This window comes from Rhodospirillales bacterium (assembly GCA_023898805.1).
Classification (GTDB): Bacteria; Pseudomonadota; Alphaproteobacteria; order Micavibrionales; family UBA1664; genus UBA6145.
On record CP060260.1, the window covers coordinates 852,920 to 877,681 of the forward strand.

Below are 24,762 nucleotides of genomic sequence, written 5' to 3' on the forward strand. Positions count from 1 at the left end.
AACTCCCCCCAGGTTAATTCAGAGCAAAGGCATATTTCATGAAAAATAAAATTCTTCTTCTAACCGCAGCTTTCTTAGCCATACCGTCCACACTGCACGCCGAAGATGCAAAAACAGGCATCACCCCTTTCGGGCAAGTACGCCTTCGCTATGAGAACGTCGATCAGGACGGACTGACCAAAGACGCGGACGCCCTGACAGCCCGCATCAACGCAGGCCTCAAAACCGATAAGATCCATGACTTTCAGGGTCTGGTTGAGCTACAGGCTATTCAACACCTCTCTCAGGACAACTTTAACGACGGCGTCAACGGCAAAGCCACATACCCCACGGTATCCGACCCGCAGAACGCCGAAATCAACCAGCTCTGGCTCGCATGGTCTGGCCTCCCAGGCGTTGAAGCTAAAGTAGGCCGTCAGGCCGTCAACTGGGATAACCAGCGCTTTGTAGGCTCCGTTGATTGGCGCCAGAATGACCAGACGCTGGACTCCGCCCTGCTGTCTTATACGGGGATCGAAAAACTGACCCTGCAATACGGCTATCTCTGGAACATCAACCGCATCACGGGCGGTGACCACACATTGGGCGACATTGAATCAAACAGCCACATCGCCCGCGCCAGCTACGCTCTTGCCCCGTGGCTCACGGCAACCGCCTACGGCCTATCTCTTGACTTCGACAACTGGGCTACAAAATCATCCCGCACCTATGGCCTGCGTTTGACCGGCGATGTGCCCGTCACGGAAGGCTGGACTGGTTTTTACGAACTCGAAGCCGCAAAACAGAACGATGCGCACAACAACACCGCCAATTATAGCGAAGGGTACTTCCTCGTATCCCCGGGCATCAAAGGTTATGGCCTGAATATCCAGCCGGGCTACGAGAAACTGGGCGGTAACGGCACGTCATCCTTCCAGACACCGCTGGCCACACTGCACAAATTCAACGGCTGGGCCGATAAATTTCTGGATACACCCGCAAACGGTCTTGAAGACACGTTTATAAACGTATCCTACACCCTGCCTGAAAGCGTAGCACCGCTAAACGGTATTGTCCTAAGCGCCGCATGGCATGACTATAATGCCGACCGCACGAGCACGGATTACGGCACGGAAGCCGATTTCTCGGTAAAAAAATCCTTCAAAGGGCCTGATTATACCAAAGGGATCGACGTGATACTCAAGTACGCCGACTACAACGCCGATGGCCTGTACACCGACACGCAAAAAGCGTGGGCACAGGTCGATGTCAAATTCTAGGAGGACGACATGACCCAGAACGCAAAAAAAGATGAACCACAAAACCCTATGGCCATCTGGTGGAAAACTCTGGAGCAAACACAACAGATGATGCAAGACAACACGCGCAAGACGATGCTGCAAATCCTCGAAAACCAGAAGCGCATGGCCATGCTCTATTTCGGATCATCACAAAAAGAAGACTAAAAGGGATTGATATCGAAAAGCCCCTCGTATGAGGGGCTTTTTTTGTTGGCATTTTTTGACCCACATCAAAAATAAACACAATATCTAGTGCAGCATTACAAGTGTCACCACATCATCTTGTGGTTTCTTGCGGGTTTCCCCTCAACAAAAAAAACCAGTGTTTTCAAAAGATTGGAGCATTCCATGCCTACCGTACCGTCCGCCCTTCGCAAAGAATCATCCCCTGATAACCTCGCCACGCTCTTCACCGGCACCAAGGTGGATAGCAGCGCGGCCGTAGGCGAATACATCACAGGAACGGACTGGCGAATCAACGCGAACGCCAACACGGGTTATTCCAACGCAGGCATGATCAACAACGTGGCAGGCAAGGTGATTGCCAATTTCTGGCTCGACTCGGTTTACAGCGCGGAAGAAGGTCTCGCCCACCGGCAGGCCGATATCCACATCCACGATCTCGATTGCCTGACGGGGTATTGCGCAGGTTGGTCACTCCGCGCCCTTCTCAATGAAGGTTTCAATGGCGTAGGCGGGCGCGTGTCTTCCCGCCCGCCCCGCCATTTCCGCGAGGCGCTCGGGCAGATGAGCAACTTTTTAGGCATCCTGCAATCCGAATGGGCAGGGGCGCAGGCATTCTCAAGCTTCGATACCTATCTCGCGCCTTACGTATTTCTGGATAACCTGTCTTTCAAGGATGTCAAAAAGGCCATCCGCCAGTTTGTTTACAATCTCAACGTGCCCGCGCGCTGGGGACAGTCGCCGTTTACGAACATCACGCTTGATATCACGGTGCCGGAGGATCTTCAAAACCAGTTCCCCGGCTGCCGAGACCAGCATTTGTTCAAAGGTATCAACAACACCGAAATGCTGGGCCGCGCACAATCGCGCGACATGGGCATCCGCTCCCTTGAAGATCTATGCTTCAAACATTTTGCGCCCGAGATGGAGATGATCAACATCGCCTACTACGAAGTGATGACGGAAGGGGATTCGACCGGCCAGCCCTTCACCTTTCCCATCCCGACCGTCAACATCACCGAGGATTTTAACTGGGATAGCAAGGTCGCCCAAGCCATTTTTGAAAACACGGCCAAAGTCGGCTCATCTTACTTCCAGAATTTTGTTGGCAGCCAATGGATGCGCAACGAAAAGGGCGAACGCGTCCGCAACCCCGAGGCATATTCCCCGGGTGCCGTGCGTTCCATGTGCTGCCGCCTTCAGCTTGATTTGCGCGAACTTTTGCGCCGTGGCAACGGGCTGTTTGGCTCCGCCGAAATGACAGGCTCACTCGGCGTTGTCACCATCAACATGGCAAGGCTTGGCCACCGTTTCAAAGGTGACAGGGAAGGCATGATGCGCGAGCTCGACAGGCTCATGGATATCTCGCGCTCCACGCTGGAAAAGAAACGCGGCTTCGTGCAAACCATGTACGATCGCGGCCTTTACCCCTACACCGCACGTTATTTGCCGTTCCTGCGCAACCACTTCAGCACAATCGGCATCAACGGTATGAACGAAATGATCCGCAATTTCACAGGCGACGCTTACGACATCACCGATGATAGAGGCATTGATTTCGCGCTCGCCATTCTCGACCACATGCGCAATAAAATGCGTCAGTATCAGGAAGAAACAGGCAATCTCTACAACCTTGAGGCCACACCGGCGGAAGGCACGACTTACCGTTTTGCGAAGGAAGATAAAAGGCGTTTTCCTGACATCCTCCAGTCCGGCTCGGGCGAGAATATCTATTACACAAACTCGTCACAAATCCCCGTCGATCATACGGATGACCCGTTCGAGGCGCTGGAGCTGCAAAACAAACTGCAATGCAAATATACGGGCGGCACGGTTCTGCATTTATATATGAGCGAAAAACTCTCCTGCGCAGATGCCTGCCGTAGTTTTGTCAAAAAAGTCATTGAAAATTATCAGCTTCCATACATCACGGTCACACCGGTATTTTCGACCTGCGAAACACACGGCTACCTCAAGGGTGAACAACCTGAATGCCCGCACTGCCAGAAAAAGACCAATGTCTGGACGCGCGTCATGGGGTATTTCCGTCCCGTGGCCAGCTTCAACACCGGCAAAAAAGGCGAGCACGCCCAACGTAAACATTTCTGCGAGGATCGCATCCAATCCGCCGACCTGTTTTCGATGCAATGAGCACGGTTCTACGCCATAAACCACAAGGCATTACGTTGCCCGTTTACAACGTAACGCCATTTACCATGCTGGATTACCCTGGCAAAACCGCCTGCATTATTTGGTTTTCCGGTTGCAACATGCGCTGCCCGTATTGCCACAATCCGCAAATCGTCAAAGGCAAAGGCCGCGGTGATATTGCACAGGTCATGGATTTTTTAAGGCGGCGTCAGGGCCTTCTTGATGGCGTTGTGCTCTCGGGCGGTGAATGTACGCTTTATCCTGACATGCCCGCGCTTGTGCGCGATATCAAGGCACTGGGCTACGCCGTCAAAATCGATACCAACGGCACGCGCCCCGATGTGCTCCTGCCTTTATTGGATGCGAAGCTAATTGATTACATCGCGCTTGATTACAAAGCTCCACGTGCAAAATTCCATGCCACAACGGGCATGAACCAGTTTGAGGTATTCTCAAAAACGCTTTCTTATCTCTGCCACGACGGTGTACCTTTTGAAGTCCGCACAACTATCCACTCTGATTTCCTGAACGAGAGTGACATCAACGCAATCATGGATGACCTCGCGGCACGCAAGTACCACGGTACCTACTATATCCAGAATTTCACTGGCACGGGCAGTCCCACATTAGCACCGCTTACAGCCCACAAACCGCTAGACTGGTCGGTCATCCATCCTAGAAACACCTTCAAACTGGAATTCAGAAATTTTTAGCCTGCCCAGTTAACGTTTTCAGGATGGTCTTCGGCTCAAGATCAACAATATCGGCGATTTCCATCAGCTCTATAACGTCCAGGCGGCGTTCGCCGCCCTCCACTTTCGCCACAAAAGATTGAGGTTTGCCGATTCTTACAGCCAGTTCTTGCTGGGTCATCCAAGGTGAGGCAAAGGCTAGCGCCATGCTTCAGGCCTGCATCCTGCGCAAAATGGCACGAGAAGGCGATGCCGAAATCCAAGACCTCGCCCCGCAGGATCAGGAAATCCTGGCGGAGTTTTTGAGCAAGATTTTAACCTACAAAGATGGCCGGACGGTTGGCGGTAAATCATTTTCGCGGGGTGCCTTGTACGCACTACTCTCAAACCCGATATATATCGGGCAGATCCGGCATAAGAACAAAACTTATGATGGGCAGCACGAAGGCATTATTCCTCAGGATCTGTGGGCGGCAGTGCAGCAAAAGCTGAATGAACAGGCATCGATTTATAAAGGGCAGAAAATCTCCAGAGAGGTCAATTTACTCAAAGGCATTCTGTTCGATGCGCAAGGAACTCCTTATACGCCCGGATACACCGCCAAAGGCAAAAAGCAATACCGGTATTATGTCAGCCAGAATCTGATCCAGATGCGGGATCACCCGGATGGTTTACTGGGGAGACTTCCAGCACATGAAATTGAAGCAACAGTTGAAAGTGTCTTGCGGCACAGTTTATGCAGCCGGTCCGGTGTCGTGGAATTGCTGGGGATCTGTCTGGATCGTGATATTGAAAGCGTTCAGAAGATTGTTGAAGGGCAAGCACTGCTCCAGATGCCTCGCTTTGTTCAAGGAATTACCCAGCGTATTACCGTTCAAGCCGAGAGCCTTGAGATCGAGGTGAATGTTCAAGAACTCTGCGCCGCACTTTCTCAAACCACCGAAACAAAAATCAGCTCACCAAAAGAAACCGCCCTTATCGTTGGCGCCTACAATACGCGGCGGGCTAAGAAGGGCGCACTCGTCATAGAACCGGAAAAGCCTGATCGGGATATTTTTGATCTGCCGCCTGACCAGATTAAGAAACTGGTGCAGGGATTTATCTGGCGGGATGAGCATTTCCAAGGTCTTACCATACGACAAATCGCCGAACGTGAAGGTCTCTCAGACTCTCATGTCGGCAAGCAGATCTTCGCCACATTCGAACTTGGCCAAATGGCCGCCTGATAAATCCGTCGAACAGAAAATTGGCTATCAGAGAAAACCGAGGAGAATGCCCCGGTTTTTTTAATTCTCAGTGCTCGGCAGAAGCTAAGCCGCTCGAAAAGAGCGCGGAACTGCGGGATATTTGGGGAGTATTTCTCACCGTTCGGCAAACCGGTGACTAGATGGCTGGGGCGCCAGGATTCGAACCTGGGAATGGCGGTACCAAAAACCGCTGCCTTACCGCTTGGCGACGCCCCACCGGGGAAAACGGGGCAGACAATACCGGCCCCATGCGCCTTGCGCAAGCCGAAATATGAGCAGGCCACGGCGCGCAAGCACTCTGGCAGAACCAAAGGGCAGGGCCGGCCAAGCCCTGTGGATAAATGCGGCGCTTTTTTGTGGCGCTATTTTACAAAATATGCAAAAACCCTTGGACCAGCCACGCAAGAAAATCGGACGTAACGACGTAACGACGTGATGACCACGAACGAGGGAAACACCATGCGCCCCACGAACGCCGCGCCTGCGGCCAAGCCGGAATCGACACCCCGCGCCGCGACGGCCGCATCGCCGACACCGGCGGCCAACGCGCGACCCTTCCCGGTTTCCAACGCCAACATGGCCGCGACCGATCAGGTGCGCGCCGCGCTCGACACGCTGGGCATCAAACTGATCAAGTCCGAGGCCGAACGCGACGTCCTGAAAAAACTGGTCGAGGAAACCCGTTCGACCCAGACCCGGCTTGAACGCGAATTGCTGGAAAACCGCAAGGAGCTGGCGGAAACCCGCCGCAAGATGGAGGACCAGCGTCAGGATTCCGAACTCACCCGCAACCGCCACGAGCGGCTGGAGGAAAAACTGCGCGAGGCGCAGGCAAACAATCTGAAGATCGCCCGCAAGATCGAGGCCGACGACCAAAAACGCGCCCGTATCCAGCGACGTATGGAGCGCCTTGAACGCGTGGCGCAGGAAGCGCAATCCGCACTGCAATCCCGCGCCATGGTGCTGCTGACCGATCAAAGCCTGGCGGAACAATCCGGCCTGCCGCGCATCGCCGCGTCCGGTGAAGTTTTGCCCGTCGCCGCGCCTGCGCGCACCGCGCACGCATCATCGTTGATTGGTTCCGGCACCGTCATCGATGCCGGAGAAACGGAAGAACTGCCGTGGTGGAAAAAACCGCTGAACCTGAACGCGTCCGCAGCGCTTGGCGCGCTGGTCTTCGCACTCGGCCTTGGCTGGGTCATCTCGTACAACGTGAACGCGAGCCAGACCGCCGTCGCGGTGATGGCCGACGGCAGCCTTGCGCGCATCGACCTTAAAACCGGCACGCTGCAACCTTTGCAACTTAAACTCAAAACACTCGATCAATCGACCGCCGCACCCGTCGCGCGCGTCAGCACTGATGGTGCACCCTTGCCCGCATCGGCCAAACCCGACGATTCCGCCGTATCTGCCACCGCACCGGCCGCCGCGCCCGAACGCGATCCAAGCCTGACCGGCGCCCTCAAGGAGCTGGAGGACAAGGCCTATGCCGGCCAGCCCGAGGCCGAACACGATCTGGCCGCGATCTACACTGCCGGCTCCGGCGTGAAACAGGATTACACACGCGCCGCTTATTGGTTCCGTCAGGCGGCGGATGCCGGCATCGCCAACGCCGCGTACAATCTCGGCGTCCTCAACCATCAGGGTCTGGGTGTCGACAAGAACATCGACCGCGCACTCGATTGGTACCGCATCGCCGCGCTCGAAGGCCACCCCGAGGCGCAATACAACCTCGGCATCGCCTATATCGAAGGCATCGGCACCAAATACAACCCGCAGCTTGCCGCCGGCTTCTTCCAGAAAGCCGCGCTCTCCGGCATTAACGAGGCCGCGTACAATCTCGGCCTGATCCTTGAAAACGGCCTGTTGGCCGAACCGAAACCGAATCAGGCGCTGATCTGGTATCGCGTCGGCGCGCAGGGCGGATCAACCGAGGCGCGCAACGCCCTCGACCAACTGGCCAGCCGTCTGGGCCTTTCGCCTGACAAGGCGGGCTTTTTGCCCGACGGCACCTCGCTTGCCAAACTGGTGCATAAACCTGAAAGCGCCCAACCCGGCAGCAATTCCGACGCGACGGCCGAACTAGCGCGCCTGATGCCGGATCTGGCCGAGATGATTCCCGATACCGACCAGTTGATTACCGCGCAGGTACAAGAACAGCTGACCCGCCGCGACATCTATGACGGGCCGGAGGACGGCGCCGCCAGCCCCAAGACCGCCGATGCGATCAAATCCTATGAACGTCGCAACGACATCAAGGTGGATGGAAAGGCCAACGCCGATTTACTGATGAAAATGCTGCGTCAAAGCGTCGTCGAGGATTCGGCCAAAGCGAAATAAAACCCGCTATAAAGTCCGTCCGGCGCGCACCCACCACTCCGGATACGCCGCCGCGATCACCGCGGCCGCGCGCGCGGCCATGTCCCCATCATCGAAAACGCCGAAACACGCACTACCCGATCCGGTCATGCGCGCCGCCGCCGCACCTTGCGCTTGCAATGCGTCCAGCACCGTACCGATGACGGGGGCAATGCCGCGCGCCGCCGGTTCAAGGTCGTTGCGCCAATCTGCCGGATTCAGATCGTTTTCCGGGACGATTGAAACCGCACCTTCGTATGCGGCGAACACCGCCCCGGTCGCCAGTACGATTCCGGGCCAGACCACCACGACGTCAAGTGGCGCAACCGTTACCGGCTCGACGATCTCGCCGATGCCGGTGACACGCGCGGCGCGGTTCATCAGACAAAACGGAAGTTCGGCCCCGATCTCAAGACCCACCCGGGCAAGTACGGCGTCATCGAACGGTTTCCCCCAATGCGCATTCACCACCCGCATCGCCGCCGCCGCATCCGCGGAACCGGCGCCAAGCCCCGCCCCGGCAGGGCAATTCTTGCCCAGTATCATGGCCAATGCGGCCGCACGTCCAGCCATACGCTCCAGCGCGCGGACCGCGCGGGCGACCAGATTATCCTCACCACCCGGCGCGTGTACGGCAAAAAGACCTTCGACGGTAAGCGTGAATTCTGGCGCGGGCACCACATCCAGCGTATCGCCCAACGTGGTCGGCACGATCAGGGAACGCAGCGTATGATACCCGTCTTCCCGCCGCCCAGTAACGGCAAGGGAAAGGTTCAACTTCGCAGGCGCGGAAAACCGGGATTTCATCAACGCCTTGTTTACCATTGCCCGGTAAAATAACAAGCATGACGCTCGACACGCTGATCGCCCGCTTTCAGGACAAACTTAAAACCCATCCCGATTTCCGGGCCACGGTGAAATTCGATCTTGGTGCCGATGGCATCCTTCTGGTCGACTCGACCAGCCGCCCCGGCAAGGTGGCGGCCCAGGACGGCGAGGCGCAATTGACCCTGACCCTCGCCAAGGACTTGCTGCTGGGTTTTATGGCCGGAACCAAGGATCCGAACGTAGCTTATCTGACCGGTAAGCTGAAGGTCAAAGGCCCGATGGGCCTTGCGATGAAACTCAACGCGCTTTTGGAAGATTGAAAAAGCGCGGATGCACCGCCAGCGCGTAAAACAATGCGGCCAGCACCGCCGCGGCGCCGAACCAGAAAAACGCATATTGCCTATGCGGAACGTCCATCCCTTCAAGCGGCTGAACCCGGCGTAGCGCCGGATCTTCGGAAAGGCTCGATGTTTCCATGAAAAACACCAATCGCGCCGGATACTCAACGCCGTTGGCCGCAGCGATCGCATCGATATCCAACTTTCGCCACGACTGCTGATCGCCCGCGACCGGCGTTTCGGACACGGATTCACCGGCACGCAGCGCACCGGTAAGCGTGGCCATGCCGAACGGCGCCTGCGCCGACAGCATCACCGGCGCCATCGTTTCCGGCACCCAGCCGCGTATGGCCAGAATTGTGATTTTTTGATTGGCTAGCATGAAGGGCGTCGCGATCCAGTAACCGGACATGCCGCTATGCACCCGCGGGCCGATCTTGATATTCGCGTTCTGTTTCCATACCCCGCGCAGATACCCGCGACGCAGGTCGTTGGCCGGATCATCGACCGCATCCATCAGCGAGATTTTGCTGGCATTCACGTTTTGCTGCGCGGCCTGCGCGGCGGCCAGACCATGCTCTTGTGCGATCAGGTCGATCTGCACGAAGCCAAGATGGACAAAATACGCGACCACAAGGCCGACCACCAGCGCCGCCGTCCAGAACCCCGTATTCGTTCGCCTTAAAACCATAATCTAAACCGTTCTCCTGCGTTCTGGGTCGCACCCATCGCTTATTTTTAGGTGATGCGCCCCGGCCTGACCAGACTTGAATTTCAGCATGTCCTGCGCCTCATCGCAGTTCATAAGGCAAAAGCATCCCGTGCCCGAACGCCGCGCCCTTTTTCATGAATCCGCCCATAGCCGGCGCGATTTCACCGTAAATCGCCACGCCCGCACCGGTCACGCGGGCCCATTTCTGATTCCCGTAATCGAAATGCCACCATTGATAAGGATCCTGAACAAAGCCTGCCTGCGTCATCGCGATGGTCAGGGTCCGCAAGTGCGGCTGGTTCCTGTGGTCGTAATCCATGCCCTGCCCGGGATCCCAGCCCAAATAGGGTGACCCCATGCCCAGCTCGGCGTTTTCATGCGTATCGATCAACGTGACGTCGAGCGCGCCACCCGTCGTATGTGGCGGGATCAAACCCTCGTCGCTGCCCTGAACGACGCGCAAATCGGCCAGCGCCTCGTTTTCTTCCTTCGTGCGTTCCGGGTCCTGCTCGGCCAGCGTTTTCCAGCACGCGGCATACAGCCGGTCCTGCACCGCACGCGGCCGCCATGCGTCGAAGACCTTGAGCCGTAAACCTTGCGCGTCCAACACGTCATGCTGGATCTGCTCCAGCTTCGCGGCCACGCTTACGCGCGCCCATAATTGCGGATTGGCGGTATATCCCTTGCGAAATGCCATCGGCTCAAGCGCGATCGGATACTGCGCCAGATCGACCATCGGCTCGTCGCATTCCTGAATCGGGATTGATGAATAATCCGGGACTCTCATCGCATTTCCTTTGATAAAGACGATCGGAAATCTTGTCCAACGTCACCCGGCGTATTCATGCAAATCTTTCCACAGCCAGCGGGCCAAAGCTTTGCGTGGTCGGCATGATCTCGATCGCGTTGACGTTGACATGCGGCGGCAGTGTCGCGGCCCAGACCACGCTTTCGGCGATGTCTTCGGCCACAAGTGGCGTGGTGTTTGCGTATACCTTGGCCGCCTTGTCGGTATCGCCTTTGAACCGAGCAAGGCTGAAACGCGTTTCCACCATTCCCGGTTCGATATTGGTGACGCGCACGCCGGTGCCCGGCAGGTCGGCGCGCAAATTGAACGAGAACTGACGCACGAACGCCTTGCACGCGCCATAGACATTGCCCCCGGGATAGGCATAACTGCCCGCTATCGACCCGATATTGATGATATGCCCGCGCTTGCGCGCCACCATCCGCGGCAGCAAAAGCCGCGTTACGCGGATCAACGAACGCACGTTCATGTCGACCATCGCGTCCCAATCGGCAAGATCGGCGTTCTGCGCTGCATCAAGGCCGAGCGCCCCGCCCGCGTTGTTGATCAAAAGATCGACCTCGCGAAAATGGTCCGGAATGGAATCGATGCCGCGTTCGATCCCTGTTTGGTCGGTCATGTCGAAAACGGTGCCGTAAACCTCGCCCTCGATCGAATCGACCAACGCCGCAACCTTGTCCGCGTCGCGCCCGTGCACGACCAGACGCGATCCCAGCGCCGCGAAACGCTGCGCAAAAGCCTGCCCGAAATCGCCGGTCGCACCGGTAATCATCACGCATTCAGGGATGTACGAATTCATGGGCCCTCCATCGTCGCCTGAAGCCTAAAGATTTCATCCAAAAAAGAAAAGCCGCCCGGAGCGCATGCGCCGGACGGCCTGAAAACCAGTCTGTAAAACCGATCAGCCTGATCAATTAAAGCTGTACTTCAACCCGGCCATGAGCGCGTGGTTGTGGTACGTGCCCTTGTTGCCATAGCCCATATTGACTTTTTCGGTCGAGAAGTAACGGTATTCGCCGAACAGCGAAAGATCGCTTTCCAACGCGTAATCCGCACCCAGAATGCCCTGATACGCGAAGGCGTTGTCCTTGCCGTCCGAAATGATCGTACCCGCGGTGCTGTAATTGTCGGTTTTGACATGCGCGATACCGATACCGGCGCCGATATAAGGCGTGACTGGCGTGGCGGTCGGGATGTCGTAATAAGCGTTCGCCATCACCGCGGTCGCGGTCACCTTGCCACCCGGCGACGCAAAAGGCCCGGTATTGTCCGAAAGGCCGTCCACCTTGTTGGAACGATAGGAAAGCTCGATTTCCGTACGTACGTTGTTGCCGTAATCGTAGCCAACCGCACCGGACAGGCCGTAGCCCTCTTTCAGGTTCGATTTGCTCGCCCCTGTGATTTTCTGGTCCTGCGTATGGTTCCAGCCGGCGGAACCGGAAATGTACAGACCTTGCTGCCAGCCATCCTGCGCCCGTGCGGCGGGAAGAACGGCGGCGAAACCGGCAACGCCAGCGACCAATGCCAGAAGATATTTTTTCATTTCGTTGACCCCTTTTAAGATAATTGACCGGCGAAATTATAGCCCCGCGAACAGACATGAAACCAGAACTTTTTTAGCCCTGGCAAGCGACACGCCCCCTTGCGCGCCTGTTGCGCCCGCGCGGCGGATACGCTAAAACCCGCCTGACCCCAACAATTCCAAAGGTTTTACGATGCCCGCCTATCAATACGTCTTTGTCATGAGCCACATGACCAAAACCTTCCCCGGTGCCCAGAAACCGGTGATCAAGGATATGACACTCAGCTTCCTGCCGGGGGTCAAGATCGGCGTGCTCGGCCCCAACGGATCGGGAAAATCGACCCTGCTCAAGATCATGGCCGGGATCGACAAGGACATCGCGGGCGAAGCCTGGGTCGCCGAAGGCGCCAAAATCGGCTACCTCGCGCAGGAACCGGAACTCGACGCGACCCGCTCGGTCCTCGACAACGTCATGGACGGCGCGCACGAAATTCGTGAACTTTTGCGCCAGTACAACGACATTTCCCTGAAATTCGGCGAAGTCAGCGACGACGACGAAATGATGAAATTGACCGAGGAAATGGGCGCGTTGCAGGAAAAAATCGACGCCGCGAACGGATGGGAACTGGAACGCACCGCCGAAACCGCGATGCGCGCGCTCAACTGTCCGCCCAAGGACGCGGACATCACCAAACTTTCGGGCGGCGAAAAACGCCGCGTCGCGCTGGCCCGCCTGCTGCTTGAGGCGCCGGACCTGCTGCTGCTCGACGAACCGACCAACCACCTTGACGCGGAATCGGTGCAATGGCTGCAAAAACACCTGCTCGATTACAAGGGCACGGTGATCATGGTCACCCACGACCGCTATTTCCTCGACAACGTCACCGGCTGGATTCTCGAACTCGACCGCTCGTCGGGCATCCCGTACGAGGGCAATTATTCCACCTATCTCGACAAAAAGGCCAAACGTCTGGAACAGGAAAGCGCCGAGGCCGCGTCCCGTGCCCGCACGCTCAACCGCGAACTCGAGTGGATCCGCGCCGGCGTCAAGGCGCGTCAGGCCAAATCCAAGGCCCGTATCGCCGCCTATAACCGGATGCTGGAGGAATCGGAGGCCGAAACCGTCAGCAGACAGCAGATCCCGATTCCCACCCCGCCGCGCCTTGGTGATCTGGTGGTGGAAGCAAAGAACATCAAGAAAGCCTATAACGGCCGCACCCTGATCAACGACCTGTCCTTCGCCCTGCCGCCGGGCGGCATCGTCGGCGTGATCGGCCCCAACGGCGCGGGCAAGACAACGCTTTTCCGCATGATCACCGGATCCGAAAAGCCGGATTCCGGCGCCTTTACCGTGGGTGAAACAGTCAAGCTCGGCTATGTCGACCAATCGCGCGACTCGCTCAACCCGAAAAACAACGTCTGGCAGGAAATTTCCGGCGAGCACGAGGTTCTTAAACTCGGCAAGATCGAGGTCAATTCCCGCGCCTACGTCGCCTCATTCAACTTCCGCGGGCCCGACCAGCAAAAGAACGTCGGCAAGCTTTCGGGCGGCGAACGCAACCGCGTCCACATGGCCAAGATGCTCCAGACCGGCGCGAATTTGCTGCTGCTCGACGAACCGACCAACGACCTCGACACCGAAACCCTGGCCGCGCTGGAGGAAGCGTTGGAAAACTTCGCCGGTTGCGCGGTGATCATTTCCCACGACCGCTGGTTCCTCGACCGTCTGGCCACGCATATTCTGGCGTTCGAGGGCGACGGCCATGTCGAATGGTTTGAAGGCAATTTCGAAGCGTACGAAGTCGACAAGGAACGCCGCCTCGGCAAAAAGGCGGCATGACGCCATGACGGCGGCCCTTGCCCCTGAACTGATCGTTAGCGATTTCGACGCCAGTCTGGAATTCTACCAAGCCGCCGGATTCACGGTTGCATGGGCGAGGCCGGATGAAAGATTCGCCTATCTTACGCTTGGCGATGCCGCGCTGATGATTGAGGAAGGAACAAGCGCGGATTATGTGCGCGGACCGTTGGAAAAACCTTATGGTCGCGGCATCAACTTCCAGATCATCGTGCCCGACGTTGAAAAACTGCGCGAAGTTTTCGTAAACGCCACCATCCTGCGCGACTTGATGGATAAAACATATCGTACAGGCGCTACGACCCGATCCTTCCGCGAGCTGATGGTTTCGGATCCGGACGGTTATGTCCTGCGTTTCCAGCAACCTCTGGCGTAATACAACGGATTGAAATAACCGTTGCCCGCGTTAGGGTAACGCTATGCGTTTGATACTCGTCGCCATTGCCTGTCTGGTTTTATATACCCAGACCGCCCACGCGGATGAAAAAAAGCCCATAAACGCCACGTACGGGCTTTATGCCGGGGGCGTACGCATGATCGGCCTTACGGCGCTTTACGAACTTGGGCCTGATTCCTATCACCTTGCCGCCGATGCCCGCACCGTCGGCATTTTTGCCAAACTTCTGCCGTGGTGGGGAAAATTCGACACCGTCGGCGGCAGCGGTTTTGAACCCGCCGAACACGATTATTCCGTAAGCTGGCAGGACAAGGTGGAACGCGCGGTTTTTCGCTATGACCCACCGGGCAGTTTCAAGGGCATGACCCTGACCAAAAAGGGCAAAACCGAGGAACCGGCGGTCGATCCCGACATCACGGCAGGTACGCGCGACCTGCTTTCCACCCTGATGCTGGCGGTGGATGGCTATGCCAGAACCCAAAGCTGCGCGCGCGACGTTCTGGCCTTCGACAACGCCCGGTCCTTCATCGTCCGCTTTCGCGATGCGGGCGACACGGTCATGAACAACCCCCGGCTTTCCAGCTATACCGGCCCGGCGCACGGCTGTTCGGTCGAAATCGTCCCGCAAAAGGGCAAATGGCCCAAAAAACCGCGCGGCTGGCTGATCATCCAGCAACAGGCCAAGGCGGGCGGGCGGTTGCCGGTGGTTTGGCTGGCCACCCCGGCCCCCGGTCTGCCGGTTATTCCGGTGCGTGTTGACATCCACACGAAATACGGCGATGTGATTGCGCATCTTTCCGGGTTGCAATAGGGCGTAACGGCCTGTGACTGGACGCCGGAAAACGGCTTTTGAATGATGGGGCCCATGAGTGACGAACCGCTGAACAAATCGCGCGATAGCCGCGACCTCTCCTGCATTATCCTTGCGGCGGGCAAGGGCACGCGCATGAAATCGGACCGGCCCAAGGTGATGCACGCGTTGGCGGGCTGGCCGCTGATCCGCCATGTGGTCGCGACATGCGAATCCCTCGGGGCAGGTAAAATCGTAACCGTGATCGCCCCGCCCGATACAAATCCCGGCATGGACGACGTCGCCGCCTGCGTGGCCCCGCACCCAACCGCGATTCAAAAAGCCCAAATGGGCACCGGCGACGCCGCGCGCGCAGCCCTGCCCGCACTGAAAGGCGCGAAAGGTCATGTACTGATTCTTCTGGGCGACGTGCCGCTGGTCACGCCGGAAACCCTGCGCGCCCTGTGGACGGCCGGTCAAAAAACCGGGCTGGCCGTGCTGGCGATGCGTATGCAAAACCCGCCCGCCTATGGCCGCCTGATCCTCGATGCGGACGACTGCGTCACAGCGATTGTCGAGGAACGCGACTGCACCCCCGAACAGCGCGCCATCGAACTGGTCAACGCGGGCGCGTTCTGCGTTGCCGCCGATCGGCTTGAATCCTGGCTTGCGGCGCTTGAAACCGACAACGACCAGGGCGAATACTACCTGACCGACATCGTCGCCATCGCCGCGCGGCAGAGCGTGCGCTGCGCATACGTCACCGGCGCACCGGACGAACTGATGGGCATCAATTCCCGCGCGCAACTGGCCGACGCCGAACATGAGATACAGTCCCTGCTCCGCGCCCGCGCGATGGCCGGCGGCGCGACCCTGATCGATCCGCTGACGGTCTGGTTCGCGGCGGACACGCGTATCGGCCGCGACGTTACGATCGAACCGGGTGTGTTTTTCGGTCCCGGCGTAAGCATCGCCGACAATGTGACGATCCACGCTTTCACCCATATCGAAGGCGCGACCATCGGCGCGAACGCGGCGATCGGGCCGTTCGCGCGCATTCGTCCCAAATCCTCGGTCGGCGAAAAGGCCACGATCGGCAATTTCGTCGAAGTCAACCGCGCCCATGTCAAACCCGGCGCGAAATCCAAGCATGTCAGCTATCTGGGCGATGCGGTGATCGGCGAAAAGGCCAATATCGGCGCGGGCACGATCATCGCCAATTACGACGGCTTCGACAAACAGGAAACCGTGATCGGCGCGGGCGTGTTCATCGGTTCGAATTCGACGCTGGTGGCCCCCCTGACGGTCGGCGAGGGCGCATACGTCGCCGCCGGATCTGCGATCACCACCGACGTTCCGGCCCAGGCATTGGCCGTTGCCCGCGCGCGCAGCGTGGTGCGCGACGGATGGGCCACCGAATACCGCAGCAAAAAGGCGGAAACCCGAAAAGGAAAGAAAACCCATGCGTAAATCACTCTTCAAAACGACCCGAAAGGTCATGCTGGCCTTGCTGCTGACCTTCGGCCTCGCCGCCCCGGCACTGGCCTGCGAATGCGCGGTGGGAATGCCCGACCCGGTCACGACCAACCACGCCTATTCGCTGGCCGACGTCACGGTGCGCGGCATGAGCATGGCCAATCACCAAAGCGCGCTGGCGATCGACACGGTGCGCCGTGGCTTTTTGACCGCGCAATACATCCGCGCGAAATTTTCGACCGGCGATTGCGGCGTCGTTCCGCAGTATCAGCGCAAGATGACCGTGCTGCTCAAGGCCGAGGACGACGGTTCCTACAGCATTGCGGGCCAGTGCGAAACCCGCGCCGCGCTCGCGCACTGATCATCGGGAAGGCAGGCTTTTCATGTGTGGCATTGTTGGCATCCTTGGCGAAAAACAGGTAACTCCGCTTTTGGTCGAGGGTCTGCGCCGCCTCGAATATCGGGGTTACGACTCGGCGGGCATCGCGACGCTGACCGACGGGCATATCGAACGCCGCCGCGCCGAAGGCAAACTTTCCAACCTTGAAACCCTGCTCGCGGCGGAACCGCTGGCCGGAATCGTGGGGATCGGCCATACGCGCTGGGCCACCCATGGCGGACCGTCCACTCGCAACGCCCACCCGCACGCGACCGACAAGGTCGCGGTGGTCCACAACGGCATCATCGAAAACTACCGCGAACTCAAGGCCGAACTGGAATCGCACCAGATCCGTTTTGAAACCGACACGGATACCGAGGTCGTGGCGCAACTGATCACCCATTACATGAATCAGGGTATGAGCGCGCAGGACGCGACGGACAAAGCGCTCGACCGGCTCGAAGGCGCTTATGCTCTCGCCATGATTTTTGCCGGCGAGCATGACCTGATGATCGGCGCGCGTCAGGGCACGCCATTGGCCGTCGGCTTCGGCGATGGCGAAATGTTCCTCGCTTCCGATTCCTACGCCTTGGCGCCGCTGACCAACCGCATCTGCTTTTTGGAAGACGGCGACCGCGTGATCATCACCCGTGCAGGCGCGCGCGTCTATGACCGTACGCGTGCGGACGTACGCCGCCAGATCCGTGTCACGGCCCAGTCCGGCGCGGCCACGGGCAAGGGTGATTACAAGCATTTCATGCTCAAGGAAATCTATGAGCAGCCGACTGTGATCGGCGACACGCTCAACTCCTTCATCAATCCGTCGACCGGCACGGTGGCGATGCCCGCGGGCGTGCTCGATATGGCTGACGCACCGCGCATCACCATGCTGGCCTGCGGCACGGCGTTTTATGCCTGCATGGTTGCCAAGTACTGGTTCGAGCAGATTGCCCGCATCCCGGTCGAAATCGACATCGCCTCGGAATTCCGTTACCGCGAGGCGCCGATGCCCAAGGGCGGCGGCGTGATCGTCGTCAGCCAGTCTGGCGAAACTCTCGATACGCTCGAAGCCATGCGCTATTGCCGCCGTCAGGGGCAAAAGGTGCTGTCCATCGTCAACACCATCGAAAGCACGATCGAACGCGAATCCGACACCGTGCTGCATACGCTGGCGGGACCTGAAATCGGCGTCGCCTCGACCAAGGCCTTCACCACCCAGTTGACCACGCTGGCCTGCATCGCGCTGGCCATCGCGGTCAAACGCGGCGCCATCGACCACGAACGTGAACGCGATTTGACCCGTGCTTTGCGCCATATCCCGGCCTTGTGCGCGCGCATTCTCAACGCCGACGAGGCGATCGAAAAAGTCGCCAAGGATATCGCACTGGCCCGCGACGTGTTGTATCTGGGCCGGGGCGCGCTATACCCGCTGGCGCTTGAAGGCGCCCTCAAGCTCAAGGAAATCTCATATATCCACGCCGAAGGTTACGCTGCAGGTGAAATGAAGCACGGGCCGATCGCGCTGATCGACGAACATGTGCCCGTGGTGGTGCTGGCGCCCTCCAACGACAACCTGTTTGAAAAGACCGCCTCGAACGTACAGGAAACTGTCGCGCGCGGTGGACAGGTCATGATGGTCAGCGATCGCGCGGGCATGGAAAAAATGTCCGGCGCCGTGCGCTGGCCGGTCGAGATGGAGGAGGTCCACCCCTTCACCGCCCCGGTTCTTTACGCGATCCCTGTGCAACTGCTGGCCTATCACGTGGCCATCGCCAAGGGCACGGACGTCGACCAACCGCGCAATCTGGCAAAATCCGTCACCGTTGAATAAAGAAAGACGCAGACTATGGCTACGATCATCCCCATTCGTCATGTCGAAAGCGGCCTCGTCCGCGACGGACTTTACGGCTACAGCTGGACCTACCTGTTTTTCGGCTGGTTCGTGCCGTTGTTTCGCGGTGAATTGATGGTCGCGGCGTTGCACGCGCTTTTCACATTCCTCACCGTGGGCGTGTGGCAGGTGATCGCCAGCTTCATCTATAATCGTCAGTACATGACCCGCATGCTGACCCAGGGCTGGGTTCTGGCAGGAACCGAGGAGCAGAACGCGAAAGCCCGTGCGGCCCTTGGAATCGCTACCTGACGTGCAAACACATACACCGGCACGTACACATACGCGCAATATTATTTCATTCCCGCAATAAGTTTATTGTTGAAATTTTTCCCTAACTTTGGGAAAAATAAAGCACACAAAAAAACAATCAGGGATGGGATTTCATGGTGGGAGCGCGCAGAACGCCGCCCGCGGTGTCCGCACCGCCGCAAGACGGTCCCCAAGGCGGAACAAGAAACGGACTGGAAAGCCCGGTAAAAACGACGGATATCGACACGGATATGCCGTGGCCGCCTCCGGGCTGGCCGATGTTTTCCTGCATTGTCCATGACGGCGGCAAGGCCTACTACCCCGCACGCCCCGGGGCACCCGCGCCCGAAAACGATTTCCTGTGCTATCAGGTCGAAACCCGCGCCCCGGACCAGTATACGATTGAAATCATGGCCGGATCGGTGGGCACGCATGGCCTGCGGCTCAATCCAGTCATCGGCATCCGCCTGTCGGCCCGCCCCGATGGCGCCGAATGGTTCGACGACACCGCAGGCGACGCAATCATCGACATGCACGTGCGCGGCCAGCGCCTGATCCCGGAACGCGCCGCGATCCTGCGCGTCATTCTGGCCACGACGTTCCTGATCAGCCGCATCGACCGCGGCATCGCCCCGAATCTGCGCCGTATCCTGCGCCTGTACCGCTTGGAAAAATAAAAATCCCCGGCAAATCGGCCGGGGATCGTGAAAATGCCGCTTAAAAAACGCAGGCCTTAATCCTTGTCGTCCACGTCGATGTCTTCGTCGATGTCTTCAAGATCCTCGTCGTCGTCATCGCCGGCATCACCGTCTTCAAGATCGTCGAGATCCAGATCACCTGCATCCTCGCCGTCTTCCTCGTCGCCGCCCTTGTTCTCGTCTTCCTCGACCTCGTCCAGGCTGACCGTGGTGCGGTGCTCGTCATCCTCCTCGACGGTGTCGGCGACATCGTCCTCCTGCTCCTGCGCGGCGCGGGCCTTGGCCTCGTCGATGACGTTGCGGCCGCGCCTTGTGCGGATCTTGACGATCCCCGTGAACTCGGCCCCGCATTTGGGACAAATGATGGGCGTCTTGTTGAAATCGTAAAAACGCGTGGCGCAACTCGCGCAGCTGCGTTTCAAACCTCTGATATCGGGCACGGCAAACTCCTCCGTCTGGTCGCTGTATGGGCGTGTCGTCCATTGCCATGGAAAAAGGGGGCCTGTCAATGCATGCCTCAACGCACGCGGCGACACACCTGTCTTTGCGCCTTTTCCCGGCGGCACGAATGCGGTACCGTTACAAACGTCACTATCTTAGGGAAACATGCATGACCTCCCCCGCTTTGCGCAAGGCCGTGATCTGCGGCTACAAACGCTCCCCCTTTACCTTTGCGTCCAAGGGCGCCTTGGCCCGTACCCGGCCTGACGACATGGCCGCCGCGGTTATCCGCGCGCTGGTCGCCGAAACCGGCATCGACCCCGCCGTGATTGAGGACCTGATTTTGGGCAACGCCTTCCCGGAAGGCGAACAGGGTTTCAATCTGGGCCGCATCGTCGCGGTGGCGGCGGGTCTGCCGGTTTCGGTAGGCGGCATCACGGTCAACCGCTGGTGCGGCTCGTCCATGTCGGCGATCCACTACGCCGCGGCGCAGATCGCCGCCGGACAGGGCGACGTCTTTGTCTGCGGCGGGGTCGAATCGATGACCCGCGTGCCGATGGGCGGCTTCAACCCGATGCCCAACCCGGCACTGAAGGACACCTACCCGCAAATCTATATGGGCATGGGTGAAACCGCGGAAAACCTTGCGAAAAAATACGGTATTCCCCGCGCGGAACAGGAGAAATTCGCGCTTTCAAGCCAGAAAAAGGCCGCCGCCGCTCGTGAATCCGGCAAATTCCGCGATGAAATCGTACCCATCGCTGGGGTGGCGGAAGACGGCTGCATCCGCCCCGACACCACGCTTGAGGCGCTGGCCGGCCTTAAACCTGCCTTCGACGAAAAGGGCAGCGTCACCGCCGGGACCGCCTCTCCCCTGACCGACGGCGCCGCCGCCGTGCTGGTCGCCTCCGAGGATTACGCCAAGGCGCATAAGCTGCCCGTACTGGCCCGCATTCTGGCCTTCGCATCCACCGGGTGCGATGCCGAAATCATGGGCATCGGCCCGGTCCCGGCGACACAAAAGGCCCTTAAGCGCGCGGGCCTGACGATGAAGGACATCGACATCGTCGAACTGAACGAGGCCTTTGCCGCGCAAAGCCTGCCGGTCATCCGCGACCTTGGCATCGACGAAGGCAAACTCAACCTCGATGGCGGCGCGATCGCGCTCGGCCACCCGCTTGGCGCTTCCGGCGCGCGCATCACCGGAAAACTCGCAAGCCTTTTGCGGCGCGAGAAGAAGAAAATCGGCCTGGCCACCGCCTGCATCGGCGGCGGTCAGGGCGTCGCCACGATTATCGAGGCGGCATGAAATTCCGCCGCAAGGTCACCATCCGCCCGCTGGGACCGGCCGACGCCGCGAATTTCCTGCGCGTGCACCACGCCGCCGTGCACGCGACGGCCAGCCATGACTACCCACCCGAAGTGCTGGATGCATGGTCCGGCCCGATCAGCGACGCGCGCATCGCGCGCTATAACAGCAGCGCGGACGAGGAAATCCGCATCGGCGCCTTCGACGGCACGACTTTGGCCGGCCTTGGCTGCATCGCCCCGCTGCAGGGCGAACTGCGCGCATGCTACGTCCACCCTGATTACGGGCGCATGGGCGTGGGCCGCAAACTGGTCGATGCACTGGAACAGATCGCGACCGGCATGGGGCTGAACACCCTGACCCTCGATTCCAGCATCACCGCAGAACATTTTTATACCCAGCTTGGCTATGCCGTCGTTTCGCGCGGCTCGCACCGGCTGGAGGACGGCAGCTACATCGCCAGCATCAAGATGCAGAAATCGCTGACCTCGCTTGATGAAATGGACGCCATGCGCAAGAAAAACGCCCAGGCGAAAAAGGAACAGGCATGGGAAAGCTCGTGGGTGCGCCATTTCGCGATTGCGGCCCTGATCGTGCTGGTGCTGACCATCTACCTACCGACCCTAAGGGTCAATCATGTCTTCTGGCATGCGGTCATCCCGGCGGGCGGCTATCTGCTTTCCGTGATCGCCATGCGCGAACTCAAAGAAAAATGGCTTAAAAACCTTCCCAGGGATTCGAAAAGAAAATGACCAGCATCGACAAGGTCGCCGTTATCGGTTCCGGCGTCATGGGATCGGGCATCGCCGCCCAGATCGCGAACGCGGGCGTCGAGGTGCTGCTGCTCGACATTGTCCCGAAAGACGCGGGCGCGCATGACCGTTCAAGGTTCGCGCAAGGCGCAATCGAAAAAATGCTCAAGGCCGATCCCGCGCCGCTGATGCATCCGCGCAACGTGAAACTGATCACGCCCGGAAATCTGGAAGACGACATCGAAAAAATCGCCCAGTGCGACTGGATCGTCGAAGTGGTGCTGGAGGATCTGGCGGTCAAACACGCGACCTATGAAAAAATCGAAAAACACCGCCGCAAGGGATCGATCGTTTCCTCCAACACCTCGACCATTCCGCTTGCCAAGCTGGTCGAAGGCCAACCCGAATCCTTCGCCGCCGACTTCCTGATCACGCACTTTTTCAATCCCGTGCGCTATATGCGCCTGCTTGAAATCGTGATCGGACCCAAGACGCGGCCCGACGCGGTCGCGGCCTTGCGCGAATTCTGCGACATCCGCCTTGGCAAGGGTGTGGTGGAATGCAAGGACACCCCCGGCTTTATCGTCAACCGCATCCTGACCTTCTGGATGCAGGCGGGCGTCAACGCCGCGATCGACCGCAACGTGCCCATCGAGGTGGTGGACGCCATCATGGGCAAACCCATCGGCGTGCCCAAGACCGGCATTTTCGGCCTGATCGATCTGGTCGGCGTGGATTTGATGCCGCATCTTGCGAAATCCCTGCTCTCCACCCTGCCCGATGGCGACGAATACCGCAAAATCTACCGCGACATTCCGCTGGTGCGTGAAATGATCGCGGGCGGCTACACCGGCCGCAAGGGCAAGGGCGGTTTTTACCGCCTTGACGAAAAGCGCAACAAACTGGCCATCCGGCTCGACGCGTCGCCATTCGACCCTGAAAAATCCTACCGCCCCGCCGACAGGCCGAAACTGGAATCCGCCGATGCGGGCAAGGGCGGCCTGCGCGCCGTGGTCCAGCACCCCGATATCGGCGGCGTTTACGCCTGGGACGTGCTTTCGCAAACGCTCGCCTATGCTGCGGGCCTCGTACCCCAGATCGCGGACAGCGTCGCCGCGGTGGACGAGGCGATGCGCCTTGGCACCAACTGGAAATTCGGCCCGTTTGAAATGATCGACGCGCTCGGCCCAAAATGGTTCGCCGACAGGCTGAAATCCGAAGGCCGTCCGGTGCCGCCCCTGCTGGAAAAAATCGGCGACAATTCTTTTTACAAAACCGAAGGCGGCCAGCTGCAATATTTCGGCGTCGACGGCAAATATCGCAAACTGGAACGTGCGCAGGGCGTACTGCTTCTGGCCGACTTCAAGCGCGCGGGCAAACCGCTGTTCAAAAACGCGTCGGCCGCGCTTTGGGACGTGGGCGAAGGCGTGGTGTGCCTTGAATTCACCTCGAAAATGAATGCGATCGACGACCAGATCCATGCCGCGATCCATACCGCCTGCGACCTGATCGAAGGATCGGATGGCGCGTACAAGGCGTTGGTCGTCTATAATGAAGGTTCCGCCTTCTCGGCGGGGGCCAATCTGGGCCTCGCGCTGTTCGCGATCAACGTCGCTCTCTGGCCGCAGATCGAGGAACTGGTCGGCGGCGGACAGGAAGCGTACAAACGCTTGAAATACGCGCCCTTCCCGGTCGTGGCCGCGCCCTCCGGCCTTGCCCTTGGCGGCGGCTGCGAAATCCTGCTGGCATCCGACCACGTACAGGCGCACGCCGAACTTTATTGTGGTCTGGTCGAAGTCGGCGTCGGCCTGATTCCCGGTTGGGGTGGCTGCAAGGAAATGCTCCAAAGATATTACCGGCGCAGCCTCAAACCCGGCGCCGCCAAGGGGCCGATCCCGCACGTCAAACAGGCCTTTGAAACCATTGGCCTCGCCCGCATCGCCAAATCGGCCGATGACGCGCGCGACGTCGGTTACCTGAAAGATACCGACGCGATCACCATGAACCGCGACCGCCTGTTGTTCGATGCCCGCGCCAAAGCCGCCGAACTGGCGCGGGATTACGCCGCGCCCCAGCCCATGGCGGTGCCCCTGCCGGGCCCGTCGGGGAAATTCGCGCTCGACCTCGCGCTTTCCGACCTGCGCAAATCGGGCAAGGCCACGCCCTACGACATGGTCGTCAGCGATGCGCTGGCCACGGTGCTGACGGGCGGCCCCGACGCCGACCCGACCAAACCGGTGGAGGAAGACGCGCTGCTGCGCCTTGAATACGAGAATTTCATGCAGCTTGTGCGCAAGGACGGCACCCTCGCCCGCATCGAGCACATGCTCGACAAGGGCAAGCCCCTGCGCAACTAGGTAACAGTAAATTGGGTCGCCGGGGTTGAATTCAAGACACGGC

25 protein-coding genes and 1 tRNA gene are annotated in these 24,762 nt (G+C 59.0%); 18 read left to right on the forward strand and 8 right to left on the reverse strand.

The features are described 5' to 3' along the window. The first annotated feature begins 38 nt into the window (after positions 1–38). From H6866_04275 to H6866_04290, 4 genes are all read left to right on the forward strand, one after another. Entirely contained in the window at positions 39–1,259 is a 1,221-nt protein-coding gene (locus H6866_04275) for an alginate export family protein (protein ID USO08434.1), read from the forward strand. A gap of 9 nt (positions 1,260–1,268) precedes the next feature. Then, complete coding sequence (locus tag H6866_04280) at positions 1,269–1,445, forward strand: hypothetical protein (GenBank protein USO08435.1); 177 nt, start codon at positions 1,269–1,271, stop codon at positions 1,443–1,445. Positions 1,446–1,628: 183 nt separating this feature from the next. Beyond that, complete coding sequence (locus H6866_04285; protein ID USO08436.1) at positions 1,629–3,614, forward strand: ribonucleoside triphosphate reductase; 1,986 nt, start codon at positions 1,629–1,631, stop codon at positions 3,612–3,614. After that, on the forward strand, positions 3,611–4,327 hold the full coding sequence (locus tag H6866_04290) for an anaerobic ribonucleoside-triphosphate reductase activating protein (GenBank protein USO08437.1): 717 nt from the start codon (positions 3,611–3,613) through the stop codon (positions 4,325–4,327). The genes H6866_04285 and H6866_04290 overlap by 4 nt, the downstream gene beginning before the upstream one ends. Here H6866_04290 and H6866_04295 read toward each other — a convergent pair. Then, positions 4,314–4,514: a helix-turn-helix transcriptional regulator gene (locus H6866_04295; GenBank protein USO08438.1), complete on the reverse strand. Its 201-nt coding sequence runs from the start codon at positions 4,512–4,514 to the stop codon at positions 4,314–4,316. The genes H6866_04290 and H6866_04295 overlap by 14 nt on opposite strands. Between H6866_04295 and H6866_04300 the strand changes: the two genes are divergently transcribed. Continuing rightward, the gene (locus H6866_04300; GenBank protein ID USO08439.1) at positions 4,513–5,532 is read left to right on the forward strand and encodes a recombinase family protein; all 1,020 of its coding nucleotides are present in this window, start codon (positions 4,513–4,515) and stop codon (positions 5,530–5,532) included. The two genes, H6866_04295 and H6866_04300, sit on opposite strands and share 2 nt — an antisense overlap. A gap of 162 nt (positions 5,533–5,694) precedes the next feature. Here H6866_04300 and H6866_04305 read toward each other — a convergent pair. Continuing rightward, positions 5,695–5,769, reverse strand: a tRNA-Gln gene (locus tag H6866_04305). Between the two features lie 243 nt (positions 5,770–6,012). Here H6866_04305 and H6866_04310 point away from each other — a divergent pair. Further along, entirely contained in the window at positions 6,013–7,893 is a 1,881-nt protein-coding gene (locus tag H6866_04310) for an SEL1-like repeat protein (protein ID USO08440.1), read from the forward strand. Positions 7,894–7,899: 6 nt separating this feature from the next. On the opposite strand, the gene H6866_04315 is transcribed toward H6866_04310, so the two are convergent. Next, positions 7,900–8,718, reverse strand: coding sequence for a 4-(cytidine 5'-diphospho)-2-C-methyl-D-erythritol kinase (locus H6866_04315; protein ID USO08587.1), 819 nt, complete (start codon positions 8,716–8,718; stop codon positions 7,900–7,902). A gap of 38 nt (positions 8,719–8,756) precedes the next feature. Here H6866_04315 and H6866_04320 point away from each other — a divergent pair, with 38 nt between their 5' ends. Continuing rightward, positions 8,757–9,059 (forward strand): SCP2 sterol-binding domain-containing protein, encoded by a 303-nt coding sequence (locus H6866_04320; GenBank protein ID USO08441.1) that lies wholly within the window; start codon positions 8,757–8,759, stop codon positions 9,057–9,059. Here the strand turns inward: H6866_04320 and H6866_04325 are convergent. The 4 genes from H6866_04325 to H6866_04340 all read right to left on the reverse strand — a co-directional run bounded on the left by H6866_04325 (position 9,037) and on the right by H6866_04340 (position 12,140). Continuing rightward, on the reverse strand, positions 9,037–9,768 hold the full coding sequence (locus H6866_04325) for an SURF1 family protein (GenBank protein ID USO08442.1): 732 nt from the start codon (positions 9,766–9,768) through the stop codon (positions 9,037–9,039). The two genes, H6866_04320 and H6866_04325, sit on opposite strands and share 23 nt — an antisense overlap. A 100-nt stretch (positions 9,769–9,868) precedes the next feature. Continuing rightward, positions 9,869–10,576, reverse strand: a complete 708-nt coding sequence (locus tag H6866_04330) for a hypothetical protein (GenBank protein ID USO08443.1) — start codon at positions 10,574–10,576, stop codon at positions 9,869–9,871. Positions 10,577–10,631: 55 nt separating this feature from the next. After that, the gene (locus H6866_04335; protein USO08444.1) at positions 10,632–11,396 is read right to left on the reverse strand and encodes an SDR family NAD(P)-dependent oxidoreductase; all 765 of its coding nucleotides are present in this window, start codon (positions 11,394–11,396) and stop codon (positions 10,632–10,634) included. Positions 11,397–11,507: 111 nt separating this feature from the next. Continuing rightward, complete coding sequence (locus H6866_04340; protein USO08445.1) at positions 11,508–12,140, reverse strand: porin family protein; 633 nt, start codon at positions 12,138–12,140, stop codon at positions 11,508–11,510. A 172-nt stretch (positions 12,141–12,312) separates the two neighbouring features. Here H6866_04340 and ettA point away from each other — a divergent pair, with 172 nt between their 5' ends. The 8 genes from ettA to H6866_04380 all read left to right on the forward strand — a co-directional run bounded on the left by ettA (position 12,313) and on the right by H6866_04380 (position 19,839). Beyond that, positions 12,313–13,959 carry an energy-dependent translational throttle protein EttA gene (gene ettA, locus H6866_04345; GenBank protein USO08446.1) on the forward strand — a complete coding sequence of 549 codons (1,647 nt, stop codon included), beginning with the start codon at positions 12,313–12,315 and terminating at the stop codon, positions 13,957–13,959. A 4-nt stretch (positions 13,960–13,963) separates the two neighbouring features. Next, positions 13,964–14,353: a VOC family protein gene (locus tag H6866_04350; protein ID USO08447.1), complete on the forward strand. Its 390-nt coding sequence runs from the start codon at positions 13,964–13,966 to the stop codon at positions 14,351–14,353. Positions 14,354–14,396: 43 nt separating this feature from the next. Beyond that, positions 14,397–15,185, forward strand: a complete 789-nt coding sequence (locus tag H6866_04355) for a DUF3108 domain-containing protein (GenBank protein USO08448.1) — start codon at positions 14,397–14,399, stop codon at positions 15,183–15,185. Between the two features lie 45 nt (positions 15,186–15,230). Further along, positions 15,231–16,634 carry a bifunctional UDP-N-acetylglucosamine diphosphorylase/glucosamine-1-phosphate N-acetyltransferase GlmU gene (glmU, locus tag H6866_04360; GenBank protein USO08588.1) on the forward strand — a complete coding sequence of 468 codons (1,404 nt, stop codon included), beginning with the start codon at positions 15,231–15,233 and terminating at the stop codon, positions 16,632–16,634. Continuing rightward, positions 16,627–17,001 (forward strand): hypothetical protein, encoded by a 375-nt coding sequence (locus tag H6866_04365; protein ID USO08449.1) that lies wholly within the window; start codon positions 16,627–16,629, stop codon positions 16,999–17,001. The genes glmU and H6866_04365 overlap by 8 nt, the downstream gene beginning before the upstream one ends. A 22-nt stretch (positions 17,002–17,023) precedes the next feature. Then, entirely contained in the window at positions 17,024–18,850 is a 1,827-nt protein-coding gene (gene glmS, locus H6866_04370; protein ID USO08450.1) for a glutamine--fructose-6-phosphate transaminase (isomerizing), read from the forward strand. 15 nt (positions 18,851–18,865) lie between these two features. Further along, positions 18,866–19,162, forward strand: a complete 297-nt coding sequence (locus H6866_04375; protein ID USO08451.1) for a hypothetical protein — start codon at positions 18,866–18,868, stop codon at positions 19,160–19,162. A gap of 251 nt (positions 19,163–19,413) precedes the next feature. Then, on the forward strand, positions 19,414–19,839 hold the full coding sequence (locus tag H6866_04380; GenBank protein ID USO08452.1) for a hypothetical protein: 426 nt from the start codon (positions 19,414–19,416) through the stop codon (positions 19,837–19,839). 56 nt (positions 19,840–19,895) lie between these two features. Here H6866_04380 and H6866_04385 read toward each other — a convergent pair whose 3' ends face one another. Continuing rightward, entirely contained in the window at positions 19,896–20,300 is a 405-nt protein-coding gene (locus tag H6866_04385) for a TIGR02300 family protein (GenBank protein ID USO08453.1), read from the reverse strand. Between the two features lie 185 nt (positions 20,301–20,485). Here H6866_04385 and H6866_04390 point away from each other — a divergent pair, with 185 nt between their 5' ends. Genes H6866_04390 through H6866_04400 form a run of 3 tightly spaced genes read left to right on the forward strand, consistent with a single transcriptional unit; the run spans position 20,486 to position 24,719 of the window. Beyond that, complete coding sequence (locus H6866_04390) at positions 20,486–21,610, forward strand: thiolase family protein (GenBank protein ID USO08589.1); 1,125 nt, start codon at positions 20,486–20,488, stop codon at positions 21,608–21,610. Beyond that, positions 21,607–22,362: a GNAT family N-acetyltransferase gene (locus H6866_04395; protein USO08454.1), complete on the forward strand. Its 756-nt coding sequence runs from the start codon at positions 21,607–21,609 to the stop codon at positions 22,360–22,362. The genes H6866_04390 and H6866_04395 overlap by 4 nt, the downstream gene beginning before the upstream one ends. Further along, entirely contained in the window at positions 22,359–24,719 is a 2,361-nt protein-coding gene (locus H6866_04400) for a 3-hydroxyacyl-CoA dehydrogenase (GenBank protein USO08455.1), read from the forward strand. The genes H6866_04395 and H6866_04400 overlap by 4 nt, the downstream gene beginning before the upstream one ends. Positions 24,720–24,762 lie beyond the last annotated feature (43 nt).

Coding starts and splice junctions, on each gene's coding strand:
- H6866_04285 (USO08436.1), top strand. CDS start 1,629: ATGCCTACCGTACCGTCCGCCCTTCGCAAAGAATCATCCCCTGATAAC.
- H6866_04355 (USO08448.1), top strand. CDS start 14,397: ATGCGTTTGATACTCGTCGCCATTGCCTGTCTGGTTTTATATACCCAG.
- glmU (USO08588.1), top strand. CDS start 15,231: ATGGGGCCCATGAGTGACGAACCGCTGAACAAATCGCGCGATAGCCGC.
- H6866_04300 (USO08439.1), top strand. CDS start 4,513: ATGCTTCAGGCCTGCATCCTGCGCAAAATGGCACGAGAAGGCGATGCC.
- H6866_04335 (USO08444.1), bottom strand. CDS start 11,396: ATGAATTCGTACATCCCTGAATGCGTGATGATTACCGGTGCGACCGGC.
- H6866_04290 (USO08437.1), top strand. CDS start 3,611: ATGAGCACGGTTCTACGCCATAAACCACAAGGCATTACGTTGCCCGTT.
- H6866_04320 (USO08441.1), top strand. CDS start 8,757: ATGACGCTCGACACGCTGATCGCCCGCTTTCAGGACAAACTTAAAACC.
- ettA (USO08446.1), top strand. CDS start 12,313: ATGCCCGCCTATCAATACGTCTTTGTCATGAGCCACATGACCAAAACC.
- H6866_04330 (USO08443.1), bottom strand. CDS start 10,576: ATGAGAGTCCCGGATTATTCATCAATCCCGATTCAGGAATGCGACGAG.
- H6866_04275 (USO08434.1), top strand. CDS start 39: ATGAAAAATAAAATTCTTCTTCTAACCGCAGCTTTCTTAGCCATACCG.
- H6866_04315 (USO08587.1), bottom strand. CDS start 8,718: ATGAAATCCCGGTTTTCCGCGCCTGCGAAGTTGAACCTTTCCCTTGCC.
- H6866_04310 (USO08440.1), top strand. CDS start 6,013: ATGCGCCCCACGAACGCCGCGCCTGCGGCCAAGCCGGAATCGACACCC.
- H6866_04400 (USO08455.1), top strand. CDS start 22,359: ATGACCAGCATCGACAAGGTCGCCGTTATCGGTTCCGGCGTCATGGGA.
- H6866_04325 (USO08442.1), bottom strand. CDS start 9,768: ATGGTTTTAAGGCGAACGAATACGGGGTTCTGGACGGCGGCGCTGGTG.
- H6866_04395 (USO08454.1), top strand. CDS start 21,607: ATGAAATTCCGCCGCAAGGTCACCATCCGCCCGCTGGGACCGGCCGAC.
- glmS (USO08450.1), top strand. CDS start 17,024: ATGTGTGGCATTGTTGGCATCCTTGGCGAAAAACAGGTAACTCCGCTT.
- H6866_04380 (USO08452.1), top strand. CDS start 19,414: ATGCCGTGGCCGCCTCCGGGCTGGCCGATGTTTTCCTGCATTGTCCAT.
- H6866_04350 (USO08447.1), top strand. CDS start 13,964: ATGACGGCGGCCCTTGCCCCTGAACTGATCGTTAGCGATTTCGACGCC.
- H6866_04375 (USO08451.1), top strand. CDS start 18,866: ATGGCTACGATCATCCCCATTCGTCATGTCGAAAGCGGCCTCGTCCGC.
- H6866_04340 (USO08445.1), bottom strand. CDS start 12,140: ATGAAAAAATATCTTCTGGCATTGGTCGCTGGCGTTGCCGGTTTCGCC.
- H6866_04280 (USO08435.1), top strand. CDS start 1,269: ATGACCCAGAACGCAAAAAAAGATGAACCACAAAACCCTATGGCCATC.
- H6866_04295 (USO08438.1), bottom strand. CDS start 4,514: ATGGCGCTAGCCTTTGCCTCACCTTGGATGACCCAGCAAGAACTGGCT.
- H6866_04365 (USO08449.1), top strand. CDS start 16,627: ATGCGTAAATCACTCTTCAAAACGACCCGAAAGGTCATGCTGGCCTTG.